Below are 387 nucleotides of genomic sequence, written 5' to 3'. Positions count from 1 at the left end.
GTCTGAAGATGGGGGGACCATCCTCCAAGGCTAAATACTCGTGATCGACCGATAGTGAACCAGTACCGTGAGGGAAAGGCGAAAAGAACCCCGGGAGGGGAGTGAAATAGATCCTGAAACCGCATGCATACAAACAGTCGGAGCCCCGCTTTAAGCGCTTTCGGCGCATTCATGAAATGAATGCGTCAAAAGAACGCAATGCTGAAATAGCAAGACTTGCGCTTAAAGAGGGATTTAAGCGCGAGAGCGCTTAAAGCGGGGTGACGGCGTACCTTTTGTATAATGGGTCAGCGACTTACGTTCAGTAGCAAGCTTAACTGATTAAGGCAGGCGTAGCGAAAGTGAGTCCGAATAGGGCGTTCAGTTGCTGGGCGTAGACCCGAAACC

1 rRNA gene is annotated in these 387 nt (G+C 50.9%); it reads left to right on the top strand.

Annotation, left to right across the window (positions count from 1 at the left end):
* Positions 1-387 (top strand): 23S ribosomal RNA (locus tag BTA35_RS17465); the annotation flags it as partial.

It is taken from the genome of Oceanospirillum linum (assembly GCF_001995095.2).
GTDB lineage: Bacteria > Pseudomonadota > Gammaproteobacteria > Pseudomonadales > Halomonadaceae > Oceanospirillum > Oceanospirillum linum.
The sequence above is the reverse complement of the archived record's forward strand: the minus strand, read 5'-3'. Positions and strand labels throughout refer to the sequence as shown.